Raw genomic sequence first — 15,185 nt, 5'->3', positions numbered from 1 at the left:
AACGCCTATTCGGACATTCTTTCGCTTTCACTGGTCGACTCGCTGATTGCCACGGGTGGACTGCGTGCACCGAATTTGCGCATCGTGCGCTCGGGCGAAAGCGTTCCAAGGACGGCCTACACCTGTTCCCAAACAACCGGCGGACTTCGTGAAAGCGGCGCGATCGATGCACGCGCCGCCGCCCGCGAATTTGCGAGTGGCGCCACCCTGGTATTGCAGGCGCTTCATCGCTTCGTCCCTTCGGTGCAGAATTTTTGCCACGAGCTCGAAGACTTCTTCGGCCACCCGTTGCAGGCCAATGCCTATCTCACGCCGGAAGGCGCGCGCGGCCTCGGCGTTCATCACGACACCCACGACGTTTTGGTGTTGCAGTTGTTCGGCAGCAAGAGTTGGCGCCTGTACCCGCAAGCCGTCGTCGATGCAGTTGACGGCTACCCGGCGAGCCAGCGACATCCCGAGCTTGAGACTCCGGATAGCGTACTGACTCTCTCGCCCGGTGATTGCCTGTACCTGCCGCGCGGCCTCCCGCACGATGCGGAAAGCACCGCCGGGGCGTCACTTCACCTGACTCTCGGTATTCGCAGCCCCACCTGGCTCGATGTGCTCGGACGCGCCCTGAAAAGCGTGCACGAAATCCCCCAATTGAGAGCATCGTTACCGCTCAACTATGCTTCAAACGCTGCGGCAAGATCGGATGGGCTGGCACTGAAATTGCGTGAGGTACTGGATCGGACGTCAAGCTGGCTTCAGGGTCTGGACGAGCAGGAACTCGCGGCATCGGAAATGGCGCTTCAGCGCGAACGGAAACGCAGTCCGCGTGGAGCGATCACACAGTTTGCCGCGCTTGAGCCTGTTCAGGCCACGACGGTGTTCGAGCGAAACCATCCAGACCGCTGGGTGCTCCATGGCGATTCAGACCACGCACTTTTGCTGGTCGGTTTGACAGCATTGGAATTCCCCGCCCGCATCAAACCTGCGCTCGAACATCTCCTGTCACAGCATCGCATTTCTGCCGAGGGATTCGGCGCTTGCCTTGATTCTGCGGGCGCCCTCGTCCTTGTGAAGAGACTCCATCAAGAAGGTCTGTTGGTGCGAACCGATGCGTGAGCCTCTGTGTCGCGAGAAAAGTCTCGCTCTGGACGAACCGTTGCTGGCAACCGCATCCGTAGTTCAGCGCTGGATCCTGATTGAACGCGACGGACCCTGGGGTGCCAACGCCCTGCAAAAAAACCGTTTCGATCCCGATGTCCAGTTGAAGATCCGCGAGCTCGGCCAGTCAACAGGCGCGCGACTCCTGCTCATTCGCCGACACGGGAAACGGCCTCAAACCGGGGTGCGCGTGATGTGCTCCTACACGTCCCAAACGCAAAAGTGGCTGGAGGAGTTTCATCTGGACTCGATTGATGAACTTTTCGACCTCGATCTGAGCCCGCTGAAGCGCGGCGCTTCGGTGGGCGGCAAAATGGTCAGCGAGAACCAGTTTTTTGTCTGCACCCACGGAAAGCACGACCCTTGCTGTGCGAAATACGGTATGCCGGTGGCGATCGCGCTCGATCGCGAATGGCCAGAACGTACTTGGGAAACTTCACACATTGGCGGCGACAGATTCGCCGGGAATGTGCTCGTACTCCCGCTCGGAATCTATTACGGGCGGGTGCAGCCCTCCGAAGCCGTGACTCTGATGCAGCAGCTTGATCGGGGGCAACTCTCTCTCGATCACTACCGGGGTCAGAGCGCTTTCGCGTTTCGCGTGCAAGCAGCAGAGTGGTGGGCCAGAAAAGAATACCAATGGCTGCAACTGGAAGATTTGTCTCTGGTTGAACATCTGGAGCCAGAGGGTGACGAATCGCTGACCACCTTCATCACCCGCTCGGGCAAGACCGTCGAGGTGCGCCTCATCGTTGGCAAGGACCCGGCACGCAAGCTCACTTGCCGAGCCACCAATACAGGCTCACCGCCGAGGTATCAGGTTCGTTCCGTGACCATTGATGGCTAACAGCTGGTTGATGAATCGTGCAGGCAAGATGCCGCCCTGGTCCGTTGCCGCCTATGCGCGAACAAACGTCTTCAGCGCTTCCTCGACTTCCCGCAAAAGAGCCTGACCACCCTACTCCTGACTGCGCCTTTCGTTCCCCGACAACTCGGAAATCTCCGGTAGCCGTGAGGACCACGCGCTGCCGACCAGTCCCATCGTCCCGAGCAGTAACAACGCCCAGGAGGTTCCGAGCATGGCCACGGCCGCACTGAGACCGCCCGTCACCAATAGCAGTACGCCGATGACGGTGTTGCTCACGGCAGTGTAGTCGGTGCGCTTGTTGCCACCGGCCATGTCCACCAGATAGGTCTTGCGGCCAATGCGAACTCCCGAATGGGCGATGGCGAGCACGAAGAAGGCACCCGGATAGAACCACGATCCACCGCGCCAGGACGGGTCCATCAAGGTCAGCCCGGCAACCACCAGGCAGACCAGTGCCGCCAATCCGCCGCCCAGAATCATCACCTGGCGGCTGGAGACATCCGCCATGAAGCCCCAGACACTGGCACTGATGGTGCTGGCCAGTCCGGACGCGACCACGAAGCCGCCCAACAGCGCGGCGCCATGACTGTGATGCTGGGCCAGCACCACGACGAATGGTGACCCCAGCGCAGAGGCCATCAGAAAGGCCCGGGCGATGACGAAATTGCGAAAGGGTGCGTCGCGCACCAGAAGATTGAGGCTGCCGATGGCTTCTCGAAGGGCATTGCCGCCACCGGCTGTCTCTCCGTGGAACTCGTCAATTCCGGCAAATACCACGGCGGCAACAAACCAGCACAACCCGGCCGCCAGCAACAGCATCGAATAGAAGCGCATCTCCGGGTCGGCGCTGCCCCCAAACAGAAGCAGGCCAACGAGCAACGCAACCAGCCCGGACAAGGTCGACGCCAGCCCGGCCAGACGGCCACGTCGTGATTTCGGCACGGTCTTGCCCTGCACATCCTTCATCGCCACCGAACAAAAGCCGCGGCTGACACTGAACACGGCCAGCAGGGCAATCACCACCAGCGCGGCGGCAAGACCATCAAGCAACCACACGGCCAGAGCCATGCCAAGCACGGCCAGCCCCTGCAGGACTGCGCCCAATACCCAGAATCCCTTGCGCACCGGATGCTGACGAACCCAGGCACCGATGACCAGTTGCGGAATCAGCGAACCGGACTCACGAATCGGCACCAACACCCCGACCAGCGCCTCGGGCGCGCCGACGGCCACGATGAGCCACGCCAATACCGTCTTCGGACTGATCAGCAAGTCGCCGATCTTGGTCAGCATATTGGCAAGGATGGTGCGGAAGAAGTTGCCGGGCACTTCGCGGCATGCCTGCTCGCTGATATCGGAACAGACGCGCGCGTCCTCTTCGTTGGCGACCAACGCGTACAGTCGTTCAGTGCGAGAGGCGCTTTTCATCGAGCTCTTGCTGCCGTGGTTTTTCAACACACCCGATACTACGGGAGGCCCGATCCTCCGGCCATGGATGCCGCTATCAACGACCTTGCCGGTCCACCCATGGCGCACCATGCGGCTGACAGCCATCGTAGTCAGCGCCGCGAAAGCATCCCGTCGCCGATCCGCGGCCGGGCCTCCGACCAAATCGAGGTCTCCGAAGCGCTGCAACAGCAGCTTGAGGTTGTTTGTCGCCGGGACCCAGCCAGGTTAGTTCTTGCCTGCACAAGCACTGCAAACGAAGCCGAAGCCCCGCACGCTATCCAGCAAATACCCTCCCGCTCACCCGCTTCCATCGGCCACCAGACCGGCCCGTGGTAAACTGCCCGGATATGTCGACCCAAGGCCTGCTGCTGCGATTGTTGCTTTGCCTGACCCTCATCCTCAATGGGTCCGGGTTTGCCGTGGCTGGCAGCCAAATGCATATGCAGCATGCGCCAGGTACTTCGATGGCCGAAACATCGGCCCGATCGGTTGCCCATGCGGATTGCATCGAGGACTCATCCACAACAAGCGCCGCTGGCGACGTTTCCGCGGCCACGATTCATGATCCGGCTCTGGCGGATTGCTGCAGCGACTCCGAGCCCTGCAACCAATTCATGTGCGCCATCGCCTGCGCCGCAGGCATGTCCGCACCGGCGACACTGCCAGGCCTCGCCCTGGGCTTTCAACCAGCCCCGCAAGCACTGAATGCCGTTTCGCCGAGTGCCGGACATCCGGATCCTGCACTTCGCTCCCGCTACCGACCTCCCATCGCGTGAGTCCGGGCACCGTATTCCGGTGCCGCCTTTTTGCCTGACTGATGTCGCCGCCCCGGTTGTGGGCCGCGCAGTCTTGCCAACGATGCGTTTCGCCAGTGACTGCGGACGCCGGACTTTCACGAATTCTGGAGCTTTATCATGTCAATCGATCTTCCTGGCTCGCGCCCGGACGCCCTTTCCCGACGGCGCTTCGTTACCGGCCTGGCCGCTGGCGGACTTGTTGCCGGCCTCGGCCTTTGGCGCCCGTCGGCGCTGGCGAGCAGTGGCCGCACCCGCGCCATGAACAGCCTGACCGGCACCGACTTTGACCTGTCCATCGGTCACTCGACGATGAACTTCACCGGTCGCACGCGCCCGGCCATTACCGTGAACGGTTCGCTGCCGGCGCCGCTGTTGCGCTGGCGCGAAGGCGATACGGTGACCTTGCGCGTGGCCAACCGCATGCGTGATGCGTATTCATCCATCCACTGGCACGGCATTCTGCTGCCCGCCAACATGGACGGTGTCCCCGGCCTGAGTTTCGACGGCATTGCGCCGGGTGAGACCTACACCTACAAATTCCAATTGCAGCAATCTGGCACCTACTGGTACCACAGTCACTCGATGTTCCAGGAGCAGGCGGGCCTGTACGGCGCGATCATCGTGGAGCCGCGCGCCACTGCGCCCTACCACTACGACCGCGAGCATGTGGTGCTGTTGTCGGACTGGACCGATATGGATCCTGCCGCCCTGTTCCGGCGCATGAAAAAAGACGCCAGCTACGACAATTACTACCAGCGCACGGTCGGCGACTTTATTCGCGATGTCCGCGAAGACGGTCTGTCGGCAACGCTGCAGGACCGCAAGATGTGGGGACAGATGCGCATGACGCCGTCCGACATTTCCGACATCAATGGCCACACCTACACGTTTCTGATGAACGGCACGGCGCCTTCCGGCAACTGGACCGGCCTGTTCCGTCCCGGCGAGAAAGTGCTGCTGCGCTTCATCAATGGCTCGGCGATGACTTATTTCGACGTGCGCATCCCGGGCCTGAAAATGACCGTGGTCGCCGCCGACGGACAGTACATCCACCCGGTCAGCGTCGACGAATTCCGCATCGCCGTCGCCGAAACCTTCGACGTGCTGGTCGAGCCGAGCGGAGCAGACGCGTTTGCAATTTTCGCCCAGGACATGGGCCGCACCGGCTACGCGCGCGGCACGCTCGCCGTGCGCGAGGGATTGCAGCCACCCGTGCCCAGGCTGGATCCGCGCCCGCTGCTGACCATGGATGACATGGGTCACGGCGGAATGGATCACGGATCGATGGATCACTCCGGCATGGGTCACGCAAGCGCAACTCCGGCAAACAACGGACATGCTGCGATGGATCATGCCGGCCACGACATGCAGGCCATGGATCACTCGGCCGGCGGCATGCTGCAACACCCTGCCAGCGAGACCGGCAATCCCCTGGTCGACATGCAGGCGATGTCGCTGGCCCCGAAGCTGGACGATCCCGGCATGGGACTGCGCGACAACGGACGCAAGGTACTGACCTACGCCGCGATGAAGAGCCTGTTCGACGACCCGGATGGGCGCGAACCGAGCCGCGAGGTCGAGCTGCACCTGACCGGGCATATGGAAAAATTTGCCTGGTCGTTTGATGGCCTGAAATTCGCCGATGTCGAGCCGCTGCGACTCAACTATGGCGAACGCATGCGCATCGTGCTGGTCAACGACACCATGATGGGTCACCCGATTCATTTGCACGGCATGTGGAGCGATCTGGAGGACGAAAACGGCAACTTCCATCTGCGCAAGCACACCGTCGATATCCCGCCGGGCACCAAACGCAGCTATCGCGTGCGTGCCGACGCGCTGGGTCGCTGGGCCTTCCACTGCCACCTGCTCTACCACATGGAAGCCGGAATGATGCGCGAAGTGAGGGTCGAGGAATGAACCACTCCATCTATCCCGCCACCACGGTGATGGCACTGGCATTGAGTTTGGCACTGCATGGCAGCGCCGTTGCCCAGGACCACCAGGGTCACGCCGCCGCACCACCGGAAACGGTCGCGCACGATCACCCTGCCCCACAGGTGAAGACACCGAAAAAAATGGACGCCGAGGCCGCTCACGACCATGCCGGTCATGCCGGCCACGAAAACACGGCTCCGCACAGACAGGATTCCTTGCGCCCTGCAGAAGCAAGCGCGCGATCCGCCAGTCCGGTTGATCACGCAGCCATGGACCACGACGCCATGGATCACGGAGCCATGGATCACGGAGCCATGGATCACTCGACGATGGACCATTCGGCAATGGGACACGGCAAGCCCGCGTCGCCGAGTGAACCGATCACGTCGATTCCGGTAGTGACCGATGCTGATCGTGCCGCCGCATTCCCGGAGCTGCATCTGCACATGCAGCATGCGCAGAAGATCAACAGCTATGTGGCGTTCAATCGCCTGGAAGTCTGGAATGCCGATCCCGGCTCGGGCCAGGCCTGGGAAGGTCAGGCCTGGGTCGGCAGCGACCTCAATCGGCTATGGCTGCGCAGCGAAGGCGAACGGCTCGGCGGCGAGACGGAAGCGGCTGACCTGGAAGCCTTCTACGGCCATAGCGTGTCGACCTGGTGGGATGTCCTCGTCGGCATCAAGCACGATTTCAAACCGGGCGAGTCGCAAACCTGGGCGGCTTTCGGCGTGCAGGGCCTGGCCCCGTACAAGTTTGAAGTTTCCGCCACCGTCTATGTCGGCGAGTCCGGCCAGACAGCGGCCAGCGTCGAGGCCGAATACGAACTGCTGTTGACCAATCGATTGATCCTGCAGCCGCTGGTCGAAATAAACGTGTTCGGCAAGGACGATCCATCCCGCGGCATCGGCTCCGGCTTGAGTTCACTGGAAGCCGGTGTGCGCCTGCGCTACGAGATCGACCGCAAGTTCGCACCGTACGTTGGCGTGGTCCACGAACGCGTATTCGGTGACACTGCAAGCTTGCGTCGGGACGAGGGTCAAGACACCTGCGATACCCGCCTGGTCGCGGGTGTGCGGATCTGGTTTTAGGAGAAATGATCATGAAATCAATAGCACGCAAGACGGTGCTGGCTGGATCGATTACCGGTGGCGCCGCGATAGTTGCTGAAGGAGCGGCACAGCCATTGAAGCACGAGGCCTTCGAAAAAGGCCCCGATCATTGCCCGAGCAGCCACCCCACACCACGAAAGCAAGGAACACGATTCATGCTGCACAACACAAATGCACTTCTCATCATCGCGCTGGTCGCTGTCCTGGCACTGACGGCATGTGCGGAAGCCCCCGACAGCGCTATTGCGACAGTGTCGCCACCGACACCTGCACTGGTTGCCCAGCCTGCAGCGCGCGCCAGCGGGCAGAGCCTGGCATCTGCCCAGTCTGCCTTGCCGTTGATGATCGTCAGCAAGAGCCCCAGTTGTGGCTGTTGCCAGTTGTGGGTCGAGCACATGCAGGAGGCGGGCTTCACTGTTGAGGTCGTGAATACCGACGACATGGGCCCGATCAAGCAGCGCGTGAGCGTACCCTACGGCAAGGGCTCTTGTCACACCGCAGAAGTAGACGGCTATTTCGTCGAAGGCCACGTACCCGCGATCGACATCAAGCGTCTGCTGACGGAGCGGCCCAAGGGCAAGGGATTGGTCGTGCCAGGGATGCCGGCCGGCTCGCCGGGAATGGAAATGCCCGATGGCCGCGTCCAGCCCTATGTCGTCGAGTTCGTCGCCGATGATGGCAGCACCTCCACGTTCGCTCGCCACGGGGATTGACACCCGACTCAACGCCTGGCCATTGCCGTTCGTCTCAGGGCCATGCATGAACACAAGTCATAACCCCAAGAGTTCCGCCAATCGCGCAAATCACATTCACGCCGCTGAAGGAGCCAGCGGTGTGGATCCGATGTGGCATGCCGGCCGAACCGGCCCGGACCTTCCATCACACCGAGCATGAGGGGTTAGCGCACGACGAGTTCCAGGTGCGCAGAGCCGGCACATGACCGGTATCCTTGATTGCGCACGGGGGTCTGGGTGTATCCAGACCAGGGTTGATTCGAAAAACGCGCCATGACGCTCAGGGATGTTTGGATGTTCGAAAGTCGCCATCGATACCAGGTACCTGCCACGCTGGCCTGCCTGCTCGGCACCGCCCTATGCGGCGCTGCGTGGGCGCAAGAAATTGCGCCACGAATACTGAGCTTCGAGGACGCACGCGCAACGCTGGAGCAGGTATCGGATGCACTGGCCGCAGCCGACGCCAATGTGCGCGGCAAGACCGATCTTGCCGAGGCCAGCCAGTCGTTGCGAATGCCGGAGGTTTCGCTGGACGTGCGACAGATGCAATTCCAGAAATCGCTGTCGCTGCCGCTGGGGTCGTTGGCGCCGGTCGCGGCCGAGTTCGGCATTCCCAGTCCGCTGCAGTTTCGTGAACGCGATTGGCGACTGCGGCCCTTGCTGACCACCGTGTTGCCGATCTACAGCGGCGGCAAGATCCCGGCGGCGCAGGCGGCAGCGGCCGCTGCGGTGCGCCAGGCATCGGCGGAACGCGACCAGGAGTCGCAATCACAAGTGCTGCAACTGGTGCAGGTGTATTTCGGCCAGCAGCTGGCCGAGCAGGCACTGCAAGCGCGCCGCGACGTGCGCGATGGTTTGCAGAGTCATGTTGATCACGCAGAAAAACTGGAACGTGAAGGTTTCGCAACAAAGGCGCAGCGCCTGCAGGCGGAGGTCGCCCGCGATTCGGCCGAGCGCGAATACCAGCACGCGCGCAGCGATCTCGACACGATCAGCACGACGCTGGCCAACTTGTTGCGCAGCGACCGGCCGATTGCCACGACAACCCCGCTGTTCGTGATCAGCACCTCGCCGGGGCGAATGGAAACGTTTCTCCAGGACGCGCTCTCGCTACACCCGCAGATCCTGCGTTTGCAGGCGATGGGCGAGCAGGCCAGCGCAGGCGTGAAGGTGCAGCAAGCCACGCTCAAGCCGCAATTGTTTGCGTTCGGCCAATACGACCTGCATCGCGAGGATGCGCTGATAACCGATTCCGACTGGGCGTTTGGCATCGGCTTGAGATACACCTTCCTTTCGGGCAGCAATCGGCCTCGGCAGATCGCCGCGGCGCGAGAGCAACTGTTCCAGGCCGAAGCGGGACTGCGCGAGGCGCGCAACCAGATCACCATCGGCGTGAACAAGGCCTACAACGATCTGGAATCGGCGCGCCAGCAATACCTGTTGCTGGACAGCTCGATCGAGCTGTCGCGGGAGAGCCTGCGTTTGCAGGAACTCGCCTTCCGCGAAGGACAAGTGACCTCGCTGGACGTGATCGATGCGCAGTTGCGGCTTGGGGGCACGATGGTCGAGCGCGCACGGGCGGCTTATGAATACGATGTGTCGCTGGCGCGCTTGCTCGAGATCAGCGGCCAGGTCGATCGTTACCACGACTATTTCCGCCAGGCGGACAAGGTACTGAAGCAATGAGTGAGAACGAGACCCGCGCAGAAGTCCCACACGGTCCGCAGCCGGCAGCGCCGATCGATTCGTCGACGCGGTCGGCACCGACGAGCGCGCCACGATGGCTGGGCGCTGCGGTCATCGTGATCGCACTGACGGTCATCGTCTCCGGACTGTGGCTGGCATTCCGCAGCCCGGCCGACGTTATTCAGGGCATGGCCGATGCCGACAGCGTCAAGGTGTCGGCGAAGATCACTGCGCGCGTATCGAAACTGCTGGTACGTGAAGGCGATCGGGTCGACACCGGACAGGTCTTGTTCGAACTCGACAGCCCCGAAGTTGCCGCAAAACAGCAGCAGGCAAACGCCTTGCTGGATGCGGCCCGCGCCCAAGCCGGCAAGGCCGAGCAAGGTGCGCGCACGGAGGAAATCCGCGCGGCGGAATCCAACTGGCGTCGCGCTGTTGCCGGTGCGGAGCTGTCCCGATCAACTTATCGCCGGGTCGAGAACCTCTACCGTGAAGGGGTGATGAGTCGACAGAAGCGCGACGAGGCCCTGGCCCAGGAGCGCAGCTCCCGCGAACTGGCCTCTGCGGCGCGGGCGCAATACGACCTGGCCCTGGCCGGTGCGCGTACCGAGGACAAGGCCGCCGCAGAGGCACAGGTGCGTCAGGCCGAAGGCGCGGTCGCCGAGGTGCATGCCGCCCAGGCCGAAATCGACGGCCGTGCTCCGATAGCGGGCGAGCTCGGCAAGCGTCTGGCCGATGTCGGCGAACTGGTACCAGCGGGCTATCCGGTCTTCACTCTGGTCGATATCGACCGGATGTGGGTTTCACTGAATTTGCGCGAAGACCAGTTCGGCGGTATCCGGATCGGCCAGCGGCTGCCCGGCGATATTCCCGCGCTGGAGCGGAAGGCCGTCCCTTTCGAGGTGTATTTCATCAGCCCGGCCGGTGATTTCGCCACCTGGCGATCGACGCGCCAGTCCAGCGGCTATGACGTGAAGAGCTTCGAGGTCCGGGTGCGACCGTTGCAGCCAATCAAGGGTTTCCGGCCAGGCATGAGCGTCCTGTTTGCATGGCCACCGAAAGACTAGGCGGCGCAACGGGCACGGCGACGTCAATGCAGGCGCTGCGGGCGTCGCTGCGGCGCGAATGCCGGTTTCTGCGTGAAAATCCCTGGGATCTCGCCCTGGTGACGTGGATCCCGTGGTTGTTGCTGATCGTCATGGCCTGGCTGTTCAGCGGCGGGGTTCCACGCGAACTGCCGATTGCCGTGGTCGATCTGGATCGAAGCGCGACCAGTCGCGAGCTGGTGCGTCACCTGCAGGCATCGCCCGGGCTGACCGTGGCCGAGCAACCCGCATCGTTGCCGCAGGCGCTTTCTCTGGCACGTGCGTTGAAAGTCTACGCGGTGGTGCTTGTTCCTGCCGGAACCAGCCGGGACATCCAGCGCGGCGGCAGCGGCACCGTCTTCAGCTATTTCAATGCCAGCTATCAGGTGGCAGGACAGGCGGCGGCGCGCGATATCGGCAGCGCCGTGCAGGCAACTACGGCGAAGCTGGCCGTGGCCGAAGTTGCCCTGAGCCGTGGCCCCGCGAGCGTGCGCGCCGCACCGGTCGCGGTGCAGGCCAGTGTGCTGTTCAATCCCGGCCGCAGCTACGAACAGTTTCTGCTTGGCCTGTTGTTCCCGGCAATCCTGCATCTGGCCTTGTGCGTGGCGATGGTCGGGGCGTTCGGTCGTGAATTGCGCGACGCCACCATCCAGCCCTGGCTGCGCGACAGTCATGACCGCCTGCTGCCGGCGGTGCTGGGCAAGATTGCACCGTACTTCGTTTTGTTCACCGTGTATGGCGGCGCAAGCCTGCTGTGGCTGGCGTTCATTCGCGGTGGCGGGATCGCTGGCGCGTTTGTCTGGCTGATGCTGGGACAGATGCTGTTGTATCTGGCTTACGCCGCGATCGCGCTGCTGTTCGTGGCGGTCACGCGCAACATGATTTCGGCGCTGTCGATGGCCGGCTTGTATGCCGGCACCTCGCTGGCATTCTCGGCAGCGACGTTTCCACTGCAAGGCGCATCCTGGTTCACGCGCCTGTGGAGCGCGCTGTCACCGTTTACCGCCTACCTGAGACTGCAGGCGCAACAACTGGACATGGGCTCCCCGCTGACCGTTTCGGCGTGGCCGTTGGCGGCCTTGCTGCTGTTTGTGCTGATTCCCGGAATCGTGGGCATCGTCCTGCTGCGCCGCGAATCGCGTGACCCGGCGGCCTGGGGACACCGATGAATCGCTTCTGGCGAGCCTTTGCCGAGACCTTCCGCGCGATCTTCAATGATCGCGTTGCCATGGTGACCCTGGTCGGTGCCGTGGTGCTGTATTCGTTTTTCTACCCTGCCGCGTATCGCCACCAGGTGGCCGTGGACTTGCCGCTGGTGGTGGTGGATCAGGACCACAGCCCGCTGAGCCGTCGTTTGCTGCGCAAGCTCGATGCGCTGCGCGAGGTGCAGGTGACTGGCGTGGCCGGCTCGATGGCCGAGGCGCGCGGGCTCGTGGAGCGCGGCGCGGCCGAAGCGGTGCTGCTGGTGCCGGCGGACTTCCAGCGCGACATCCTGCGCGGCGGACAGGGCCAGTTGGCGTTGTTCGGCAATGGCGCCGTGCTCGGTCGTGCCAGCGTGGCGATGCAGGGCGCGGCCGAGGCGATCACCGCTTTTGGCCAGGAAGTGGCGGTCAGTCAGGCGCAGTTTGCCGGCATTCCCGCGTCGCCTCCGCTGCAACTGATCGAGCGACCGTTGTTCAATACGGCGCAAGGTTATGGCAGCAGCATCGTTCCCGGGGTCGCCGCGCTGATCGTGCAGCAGACGCTGTTGATCGGTGTGGTGGTGCTGGCGGCCACCCGCCGTGAGCGGCATGGGCGGTTGCGGCTTTCGCGCCCAGGCCTGTGCGGCATTGCCACCGCCTTCGCCGCGATCGGCATGCTCAGCCTGCTCTATTTCAGCGGCTTCGTGTTCTGGTTCCAGGACTACCCACGCGCTGGCAACCTGACCGGATTGGCGCTGGCCGGTGCCTTGTTCATTGCCTCGGTGGTCGGCTTCGCGCTGTTTTTTGGCAGCTTCTTTCGCACGCGCGAGCGGGCCTTCCAGCTCATCACCGTCACCTCGTTGCCGATGTTCTTCTTGTCCAACCTGTCGTGGCCGGTCGAGGCCACGCCTGCGCTGCTGGTGCGTTTCGCCCAGCTGCTACCGAGCACGCCGGGGATCAACGCGATGGTCAAACTCAACCAGATGGGTGCGCGCCTGCCGGAGGTGTCAGCGGAACTGGTCAACCTGGCCTTGCTCACGCTGCTTTACGGCGCGCTGGCGATGTGGCGCTACCGGCCAAGTCCGGAAGATCATGGATAGCCACGCCAGCATGGAGGCCGGACGAAGACCGCTGAATGCGTTCCGGCGCGTTGTGCACACCTTTTGCCAATAAATAAACATATTGTCTGATACAAAAGAACCTCCGGCAATGCCGGAGGTTCCTGGGGCGTGATCCGAACATCGGTCGTCGTCAATCGGGAAGCTCCATCAGGCGATGAGAACTCACACCACTCGTCCAATGAACACCGTCATTCCAGCGGTTTCCCGATCTGCGCCAGCAGACTGACTCAGAATCGATAAGTCGCTGCCAGCCCGGACTTGCTTGGCATGCGCTCGGCCGGCACGATCACGACCTCACCGCCCTTGCGCAACACCAGTTCGCCGAGATCATCCAGCATGTCGTCGGTTTCCGGATCGGACAGTTCGCCCGACGACAGTGCGCCAGTCGTCGCGTCAATCTTGCCCGGGATGCGGTGTCCAGCTTGCAGCAACAGCGTGGCGACACGGCCCTGCGCCGCTGCACGTGCCGCATCTGAGAGATCGCTCGTGCCTTGCTGCTTTGCCGACGCCGCGCCGAATGCTTCAACCAGTCCGGCCAGCCGCTCAAGATACATGGGCTGCACCAGCGACCATGCGCGATCGCGCAGTTGTTCCATCGTCAGATCCTTGGGATTGACATCAATGCTCGCCGCAAGCAGGTTCGGGTTGTTGCTGACCTTGCGGAAAAGATGGTGGTGTTCCGGAAGTGCCGCGAGCAACAGCGGCAAACCGGTCGGTCGTGTATGCAGGTCGGTCACTGCGCGATCCACCGCACGGAAGAACCTTTCGGTGTCCGCATCAATCGCATCGCTCTTCACGTCACTGCCGCCGTGGCGACCCATGACGCCCGGTTCGACGCGACCATGGGTGCGCGTCGCGCGCTCGCGCTCGGCATCGATGGAGACGGCCGCATCGACGTTGCGTGGAACTCCCGATGCGAGCGGAATTTCATCCACCTGATCGCGGTTGCCTTCGAACAGGCGCGCTTCGTTGCGATCAATTGCAAGGATCTGATAGCGATCGGCTGATTGCATGATGCGCATCAACGGCTTGGTATGAAAACTGTCGGCAACCACGGCAAATTCGGGAAGCGAGCGCTGCACCTTGTACACACGCATCGAATCGGGCGTACCGAGGACCGCCAGGCCGTCAAAGCTGTGGTTCCAGAATTCCTGGTTGTCGGCAAGCGCATGGAAGGGTGCAAGCAGGGGTTCGACTTCCCGCTTCGGATATTTCTGCTTCAATGATTCCGCCAGAGTCTTGACCAGGTTGCGGAAGCGGATCGGATCCTGATTTCGTTCGGGCAGCGCACGATGGGTTGGTTGATACAGCGACAGGCAAGGCCCTGTTCTCTCATCCAGAATCATTTCCGGGTAATCATTTGCAAGCAGATCCATATTGAAAAACTCCTTACATTGAGAAGATGGCGACTCAGCTCCTGTATATCTGGTCGGGTGCGAGCGAATGCAAGCCGCTGCGGTCTGCGCAACGCAAACGACGACGCTTTCGATCTGAAAATGCAGTTCGTCGGCATCGGGTCGTGGTTTACTTCACGGCAATGACCCAAGCCGAATCCGATTCCATGCCTGCCCAGCTGCGTCCATCAGCACTGTCGCCATTGCGTTACCCGGTGTTCCGGAATGTCTGGGCCGCCAGTACGCTCGGCAATCTCGGCGGACTCATCCAGTCGGTGGGCGCTGTCTGGCTGATGATTGCGATCGCCTCGTCGGCCGATATGGTTGCGTTGGTGCTGGCATCGTTCAACCTGCCAATCACCTTGCTGTCGCTGGTCGCCGAGGCGGTGGCCGACAATCTCGATCGGCGCAAGGTGATGCTCGCCGCGCAGACCTTCATGCTGCTCGTATCGGTCACGTTGGCGGCCTGTGCCTGGAGCGGATTGATCACGCCGTGGCTGCTGCTGCTTTTCACTTTCCTGATTGGTTGCGGCATGGCGTTCAACGCGCCGGCGTGGCAGGCCTCCGTCGGCGACATGGTGCCGCGCGCAGAATTGCCGGGCGCGGTTGCACTCAACAGCATGGGTTTCAATCTGGCGCGCAGCGCCGGACCGGCCATCGGCGGAGCCATCGTC

At 62.5% G+C, this 15,185-nt stretch carries 13 protein-coding genes; 11 read left to right on the top strand and 2 right to left on the bottom strand.

The window, feature by feature from the left end:
- Positions 1-84 precede the first annotated feature (84 nt).
- Entirely contained in the window at positions 85-1,107 is a 1,023-nt protein-coding gene (locus VFN25_RS08015) for a cupin domain-containing protein (protein WP_325140652.1), read from the top strand.
- Positions 1,100-1,996 carry a sucrase ferredoxin gene (locus VFN25_RS08010; RefSeq protein ID WP_325140613.1) on the top strand — a complete coding sequence of 299 codons (897 nt, stop codon included), beginning with the start codon at positions 1,100-1,102 and terminating at the stop codon, positions 1,994-1,996. Before VFN25_RS08015 ends, VFN25_RS08010 begins: the two co-directional genes overlap by 8 nt.
- Positions 1,997-2,107: 111 nt before the next feature.
- Here the strand turns inward: VFN25_RS08010 and VFN25_RS08005 are convergent, their stop codons facing one another.
- Positions 2,108-3,445: an MFS transporter gene (locus VFN25_RS08005; protein WP_325140611.1), complete on the bottom strand. Its 1,338-nt coding sequence runs from the start codon at positions 3,443-3,445 to the stop codon at positions 2,108-2,110.
- Between the two features lie 368 nt (positions 3,446-3,813).
- Here VFN25_RS08005 and VFN25_RS16815 point away from each other — a divergent pair, with 368 nt between their 5' ends.
- From VFN25_RS16815 to VFN25_RS07970, 8 genes are all read left to right on the top strand, one after another.
- Positions 3,814-4,242 (top strand): CopL family metal-binding regulatory protein, encoded by a 429-nt coding sequence (locus tag VFN25_RS16815; RefSeq protein ID WP_414648899.1) that lies wholly within the window; start codon positions 3,814-3,816, stop codon positions 4,240-4,242.
- 138 nt (positions 4,243-4,380) lie between these two features.
- Entirely contained in the window at positions 4,381-6,183 is a 1,803-nt protein-coding gene (locus VFN25_RS08000) for a copper resistance system multicopper oxidase (protein WP_325140609.1), read from the top strand.
- Complete coding sequence (locus VFN25_RS07995) at positions 6,180-7,289, top strand: copper resistance protein B (protein WP_325140607.1); 1,110 nt, start codon at positions 6,180-6,182, stop codon at positions 7,287-7,289. Before VFN25_RS08000 ends, VFN25_RS07995 begins: the two co-directional genes overlap by 4 nt.
- Positions 7,290-7,465: 176 nt before the next feature.
- Entirely contained in the window at positions 7,466-8,023 is a 558-nt protein-coding gene (locus VFN25_RS07990) for a DUF411 domain-containing protein (protein ID WP_414648902.1), read from the top strand.
- A 315-nt stretch (positions 8,024-8,338) separates the two neighbouring features.
- Positions 8,339-9,730, top strand: a complete 1,392-nt coding sequence (locus VFN25_RS07985) for a TolC family protein (RefSeq protein ID WP_325140604.1) — start codon at positions 8,339-8,341, stop codon at positions 9,728-9,730.
- Positions 9,727-10,797: an HlyD family secretion protein gene (locus VFN25_RS07980; RefSeq protein WP_325140602.1), complete on the top strand. Its 1,071-nt coding sequence runs from the start codon at positions 9,727-9,729 to the stop codon at positions 10,795-10,797. Before VFN25_RS07985 ends, VFN25_RS07980 begins: the two co-directional genes overlap by 4 nt.
- Positions 10,779-11,984 carry an ABC transporter permease gene (locus VFN25_RS07975; RefSeq protein ID WP_325140601.1) on the top strand — a complete coding sequence of 402 codons (1,206 nt, stop codon included), beginning with the start codon at positions 10,779-10,781 and terminating at the stop codon, positions 11,982-11,984. Before VFN25_RS07980 ends, VFN25_RS07975 begins: the two co-directional genes overlap by 19 nt.
- Positions 11,981-13,096 carry an ABC transporter permease gene (locus VFN25_RS07970; protein WP_325140599.1) on the top strand — a complete coding sequence of 372 codons (1,116 nt, stop codon included), beginning with the start codon at positions 11,981-11,983 and terminating at the stop codon, positions 13,094-13,096. The genes VFN25_RS07975 and VFN25_RS07970 overlap by 4 nt, the downstream gene beginning before the upstream one ends.
- A gap of 248 nt (positions 13,097-13,344) precedes the next feature.
- On the opposite strand, the gene VFN25_RS07965 is transcribed toward VFN25_RS07970, so the two are convergent.
- Entirely contained in the window at positions 13,345-14,493 is a 1,149-nt protein-coding gene (locus VFN25_RS07965; RefSeq protein ID WP_325140597.1) for a hypothetical protein, read from the bottom strand.
- A 185-nt stretch (positions 14,494-14,678) separates the two neighbouring features.
- On the opposite strand from VFN25_RS07965, the gene VFN25_RS07960 reads away from it, so the two are divergent.
- Positions 14,679-15,185, top strand: a 507-nt coding sequence (locus tag VFN25_RS07960; RefSeq protein ID WP_325140595.1) for an MFS transporter, incomplete at its 3' end; no start/stop codon positions are given.

Source organism: Dokdonella sp. (assembly GCF_035703485.1).
Classification (GTDB): domain Bacteria; phylum Pseudomonadota; class Gammaproteobacteria; order Xanthomonadales; family Rhodanobacteraceae; genus Dokdonella.
Note: the sequence above shows the minus strand (reverse complement) of the source record. Positions and strands in the feature narration are given on the sequence as shown.

Excerpts from the sequence above, each read along its gene's own strand:
- VFN25_RS08010 (WP_325140613.1), top strand. The coding sequence starts at position 1,100 with ATGCGTGAGCCTCTGTGTCGCGAGAAAAGTCTCGCTCTGGACGAACCG.
- VFN25_RS08005 (WP_325140611.1), bottom strand. The coding sequence starts at position 3,445 with ATGAAAAGCGCCTCTCGCACTGAACGACTGTACGCGTTGGTCGCCAAC.
- VFN25_RS16815 (WP_414648899.1), top strand. The coding sequence starts at position 3,814 with ATGTCGACCCAAGGCCTGCTGCTGCGATTGTTGCTTTGCCTGACCCTC.
- VFN25_RS08000 (WP_325140609.1), top strand. The coding sequence starts at position 4,381 with ATGTCAATCGATCTTCCTGGCTCGCGCCCGGACGCCCTTTCCCGACGG.
- VFN25_RS07995 (WP_325140607.1), top strand. The coding sequence starts at position 6,180 with ATGAACCACTCCATCTATCCCGCCACCACGGTGATGGCACTGGCATTG.
- VFN25_RS07990 (WP_414648902.1), top strand. The coding sequence starts at position 7,466 with ATGCTGCACAACACAAATGCACTTCTCATCATCGCGCTGGTCGCTGTC.
- VFN25_RS07985 (WP_325140604.1), top strand. The coding sequence starts at position 8,339 with ATGTTCGAAAGTCGCCATCGATACCAGGTACCTGCCACGCTGGCCTGC.
- VFN25_RS07980 (WP_325140602.1), top strand. The coding sequence starts at position 9,727 with ATGAGTGAGAACGAGACCCGCGCAGAAGTCCCACACGGTCCGCAGCCG.
- VFN25_RS07975 (WP_325140601.1), top strand. The coding sequence starts at position 10,779 with ATGGCCACCGAAAGACTAGGCGGCGCAACGGGCACGGCGACGTCAATG.
- VFN25_RS07970 (WP_325140599.1), top strand. The coding sequence starts at position 11,981 with ATGAATCGCTTCTGGCGAGCCTTTGCCGAGACCTTCCGCGCGATCTTC.
- VFN25_RS07965 (WP_325140597.1), bottom strand. The coding sequence starts at position 14,493 with ATGGATCTGCTTGCAAATGATTACCCGGAAATGATTCTGGATGAGAGA.